This is a genomic window from Marinilabilia sp., assembly GCF_016278715.1.
In the GTDB taxonomy this organism is placed as follows: Bacteria; Bacteroidota; Bacteroidia; order Bacteroidales; family Marinilabiliaceae; genus Marinilabilia.
In genome coordinates, this window is the sequence record NZ_JADQBH010000276.1 from 1 (window position 1) to 5,085 (window position 5,085).

The 5,085-nt window shown below is 44.2% G+C and carries 4 protein-coding genes; 2 read left to right on the forward strand and 2 right to left on the reverse strand.

Going from position 1 to position 5,085, the window contains the following annotated elements; genetic code table 11:
- A partial coding sequence (locus tag QZZ43_RS16815; RefSeq protein ID WP_291861759.1) for an ABC transporter transmembrane domain-containing protein occupies positions 1 to 922 on the reverse strand: 922 nt, incomplete at its 3' end.
- Positions 923 to 987: 65 nt separating this feature from the next.
- Entirely contained in the window at positions 988 to 2,373 is a 1,386-nt protein-coding gene (gene purB, locus QZZ43_RS16820) for an adenylosuccinate lyase (protein WP_291861761.1), read from the reverse strand.
- 591 nt (positions 2,374 to 2,964) lie between these two features.
- On the opposite strand from purB, the gene QZZ43_RS16825 reads away from it, so the two are divergent.
- Both QZZ43_RS16825 and QZZ43_RS16830 read left to right on the forward strand, forming a co-directional pair.
- On the forward strand, positions 2,965 to 3,519 hold the full coding sequence (locus QZZ43_RS16825; RefSeq protein ID WP_291861763.1) for a helix-turn-helix domain-containing protein: 555 nt from the start codon (positions 2,965 to 2,967) through the stop codon (positions 3,517 to 3,519).
- Between the two features lie 9 nt (positions 3,520 to 3,528).
- Positions 3,529 to 5,085: AMP-binding protein (locus tag QZZ43_RS16830; protein WP_291861765.1), on the forward strand; the 1,557-nt coding region annotated here is incomplete at its 3' end.

Consider the following 5,085-nt stretch of genomic DNA (forward strand, 5'->3'; position numbering starts at 1 on the left):
CTGCATTCAGGGAATCAGGATCAGCCAGAATCAGGGTACCTCCATACCACACCACAATGACCACAACGATTGTTCCCAAAAATTCGCTCATGGGATGAGCCAAATCGCGACGACGCATTAGTCGGTTCATAATGCTGCGATACTCCTCTACCTCACCATCAAAACGTTTATTCATTCGCTTTTCGGCATTAAAAGCTTTGACAATTCTCAAGCCTGAGAGTGTTTCTTCAATCATACCCAGCAAATCTCCCATCTTATTCTGTCCTTCGCGGGAAGTTTTCTTCAAACTCTTTCCCACCCGGCCAATAATAAGTCCGGCAAAAGGCAACACCACAAACACGAAAAGAGTAAGCTTCACGCTAAAAACAAACATGGCGCCAAGAAGAACCAAAATAAGCACAGGATTCTTCAGGAACATATCAAGAGACGACATAATAGAATTCTCAACTTCCTGAACATCTCCGGTAGAACGGGAAATAATGTCTCCTTTTTTCTCTTCGCTGAAGAAGCCGATGGGTAGATGCAGAATTTTCTGATAAATCTGATGGCGAAGATCACGTACCACCCCGTTGCGAATCCCAATACTGGTATAGGAAGCCAGATAGGCAAATCCGGTTTTCAACAAAGTACCGAAAACCAAAAATACTCCCACAAAGAGTAAGGACCAGCCTGGACCATAAGCCGACTTCAATTCGGTAATGTAAAAATAGAGATTTTGCTTCAGATCGTTGAAATTAAGGCTCCACTCGGCAAGTGCATACACTTCATTGTCCTGCGAAAGGATAATCTCAAGCATAGGCACCATTAATGCTACCGAAAACACGGTAAACAAAGCCGACAAAACATTATATAAAAAGTTAAGTCCCAGCAGATGTTTATAGGGCGGCAGGTACCGCTTCATTACAATGATGAAATCTCTCATTCCTGTGGTTTTGTTTCCAATTGCAAAATTCCCAAACACAACAAAGCATCAGGGGATTTCGTATTTTAAAATAAATCTACTCCCGTATAGTTTTGCGGGGTAAAGTGCTTCAACTCTTCTTTCACTTCGTCCCGCACATCCAGCGTATCTATAAATCGAGCGATAGACTCCCCATTTATCACCTCATTGGTGCGCGTCAAATCTTTGAGTGTTTCATAAGGATTGGCAAATCCTTCCCTACGCAAAATGGTTTGCATCGCTTCGGCTACCACTGCCCAGTTATTATTCAGGTCTTTATCAATAGCCCCCTGATTGATAATCAGTTTGCCAAGTCCTTTTTGCAACGACTGAATAGACAAAACAGAATGGGCCAAAGGAACACCGATGTTTCGCAGCACAGTACTATCTGTCAGGTCACGCTGCAGACGGGAAACAGGCAATTTGGCTGATAAATGTTCAAACAAAGCATTGGCAACGCCCAGATTTCCTTCGGCATTTTCAAAATCGATGGGATTCACCTTATGTGGCATGGCACTGGAACCCACTTCTCCCTTTTTAATCTTTTGTTTGAAATATTCCATCATGATGTAAGTCCAGAAATCCCGGGCCAAATCAATCAAAATGGTATTAATCCGTTTCAGGTTATCAAATATTGCAGAGAGGTTATCGTAATTGGAAATCTGTGTGGTTAGTTGCTCTCTGTCGAGTTTCAGCTTATCACCAACAAAGCGGTTGCCAAAATCTACCCAGTCAATCTCAGGATAGGCGGCTTTATGGGCATTAAAATTCCCTGTAGCTCCTCCAAACTTGGCAGGACAAGGTATTTCCTTCAGCAGTAACAGCTGCCGCTTCAATCGTTCCACAAAGACCCGCACTTCCTTACCCAACTTGGTGGGAGACGCAGGCTGTCCGTGTGTACGGGCCAGCATGGTTACGTCCTTCCATCGGTTAGACATCTCCTCCAACTGACCTATCAACTCTTCCAGAAACGGATAATAAACTTCATTTACGGCATCGCGCAAAGAGGCAGGAACGGCAGTATTATTGATATCCTGAGAGGTGAGTCCGAAATGAATGAACTCTTTGGATTTTTGCAGTCCAAGACCGTCAAACTGTTCTTTCAGGTAATACTCTACCGCTTTAACATCGTGATTGGTAACCGATTCAATATCTTTAATGCGCTCAGCATCTTCTAACTCAAAGTTCCGGTAAATATCCCGTAAAGCACCAAACTTGCTGTGGTCAAATTCTTTCAATTGCTCAAGTGGTTCTTCACATAGGGCGATGAAATACTCAATTTCAACCATCACCCGGTAACGAATGAGGGCATATTCTGAAAAATAAAGGGCAAGTCCGTCAACTTTTGAACGGTAACGTCCGTCAATGGGCGAAATAGCTGTCAACAGGTGCAGGTCTGTCATGGTTCTTTTAGTTTTGATTTTTGCAGCCACAAAGGTAGTAGTTTTCAAGGAACATTGGTCAAAACAAATGACCCAAATGTCTTAAAAAGCCACTCGTTCGGAACAAGGGCCTGGGGCGTCTAAAGTATTGAGACCTTTTTTACCATACTACTGCCACTACCATGGCTGTACCATCATGATAAGTGGTTGTATATGTTTTCTTATTTTCTCTAATGAGTGAGGAGATTTTCTTAGTATAATTAAAACCCTCCATGTTTGTAGTCCAGCTCCGGATCGGGGGCGATAGTATGGTAATAATATTCACCAATCAAAAAGGACTAAGCCACGGCGGTGGTGACAGAAAACAAAGGTTAGACCTTCCTGCTCCCACTCATCAACGACGAGAATAATATTATTGAAATATTCCCGGGATTAGAGGACTACTTGTATCGTTTGCTTTGTCGCAAGGAGACGAGGGGGTTAATGGAATTGGTCCCATACAGGAACCTACAAGTCCTGATAGGAGGGCAATTTTTTTCATATTTTCTGTTATTCCTCCTATGGATTGTTTACTTTTGAATGTTACAATCAACATTTATCTCCTGATTAAATCCAATATAATATCAGAAAAACAAACATAAAATGGAAGAACAAATTAAGCAGGTTGCTTCCCGCATCAAGGACTTGCGCGAAATCCTGAACATTTCGCAGGAAGAAACAGCAGAATATTGCGGATGTACAGTTGCAGAATACTCCCAAATAGAATCCGGAGAAGTGGATATTCCCTTTGGAATCATGCATCTGTTAGCCAAAAAATTCAAGGTGGATGTCACCTCTTTTCTCAGTGGTTCCGAACCAAGGATGCATTACTATACACTTACCAGAAAGGGCACAGGAGTGGCAGTAGAACGCCGAAGAGCATACAGTTACCAGGCCTTGGCCACCAACTTCATAAACCGGAAAGCCGACCCATTTATTGTTACCGTCGAGCCCAAACCCGACAACACAGAGATAGAGTTCAACAGCCACCCCGGCCATGAATTCAATTTAATTCTTAAAGGGAGCCTGACACTCAATCTAAACAAAAAAGAGATGCTCCTCAACGAAGGCGACAGCATCTACTTTGATGCCAACCTTCCTCATGGCATGAAAGCAGCCAACAATCAACCATGCGAATTTCTAGCAGTCATTCTATAAAAAACGCTCATGCAGTTATATAAAAAATATTTAGAACAGCCGGAATTTGAATCGCTGGCTGATTTTCAGAGTAATTTTAAGATTAAGGTTCCTGACAACTTCAATTTTGCTTACGATGTAGTGGACGAATACGCCCGTCTGGAGCCAGAAAAAGTGGCCCTGGTGTGGGTAAACGATGAAGGTAATCACCGCAACTTCACCTTCCGGGAATTAAAAGAAAAATCGGATGAGACCGCTTCCTGGTTTCAAGCATCAGGAATAATGCGTGGCGATAAAGTAATGCTCATTCTCAAGCGCCGCTTTGAGTTTTGGTTTGCCACACTGGCACTTCATAAAATCGGAGCCACCGCCATTCCGGCCACTCACCTGCTTACCGAAAAAGACATCATTTATCGCTGTAACGCAGCAGACATCAAAGCCTTGGTGTGTGTGGGAGAAGAAAATGTGATTAATCATGTGGAGAAAGCTCTTCCTGACTGTCCGACTGTTCAGAAACTAATATCGGTAGGCCCTGAATATCCTGAAAACTGGGAAAACTTTCAAAAAGAAGTTGCCACGGCAGCCCCTTTCATAAGACCTGAAAAAGCATCCGAAAATGATGACCTGCTGTTTCTCTACTTCACCTCAGGAACTACCGGAAACCCCAAGATGGTGGCTCACGACTATACCTACCCCCTCGCCCACATTATAACAGCATCGTTCTGGCACAACGTTAAAGAAGACGGACGTCACCTCACAGTGGCCGATACCGGATGGGCCAAAGCAGTATGGGGGAAACTTTACGGACAAATGATGGCAGGGTGCAGTGTTTTTGTTTACGACCATCAGAAATTCACTCCTGCCGATATGCTGGATGTGATTTCAAAATATAAAGTTACTTCTTTTTGTGCGCCTCCAACCATCTTCCGCTTCCTGATACGCGAAGATTTTTCCAAATACGACTTATCAGCTCTGGAATACTGCACAACAGCGGGGGAAGCACTTAACCCCAAGGTTTATGACACCTTCCGGGAACTTACCGGGATCAAACTGATGGAAGCTTTCGGACAAACCGAAACAGCTGTTCAGCTGGCCACCTTCCCATGGATGGAACCGAAACCGGGTTCTATGGGAATTCCAACACCCCAGTACAACATCGACCTTTTGAAGCCCGACGGCACCTCGTGCGAAGATGGCGAAGAAGGCCAGATAGTCATTCGCATTGGAGAAGAACATCCCATTGGTCTTTTTAAAGGTTATTTCCGTGACGAAGAACGCTCCAGTGAAGTCCTTAAAGATGGGATATATTACACGGGAGACATTGCCTGGCGCGACGAGGATGGTTTCTATTGGTTTGTGGGACGGGCCGACGATGTGATCAAAAGCTCTGGTTACCGAATTGGCCCGTTTGAAGTAGAAAGCGTGCTGATGACGCATCCTGCAGTGGTGGAATGTGCCGTTACAGGCGCCCCAGATGAAATTCGGGGCCAGGTGGTAAAAGCCACCGTTATCCTGGCCCCTGGTTATACAGGCTCCGAATCTCTCATCAAAGAAATTCAGGACCATGTGAAAAGATCGGAAGAGCAC

Excerpts from the sequence above, each read along its gene's own strand:
- QZZ43_RS16825 (WP_291861763.1), top strand. The coding sequence starts at position 2,965 with ATGGAAGAACAAATTAAGCAGGTTGCTTCCCGCATCAAGGACTTGCGC.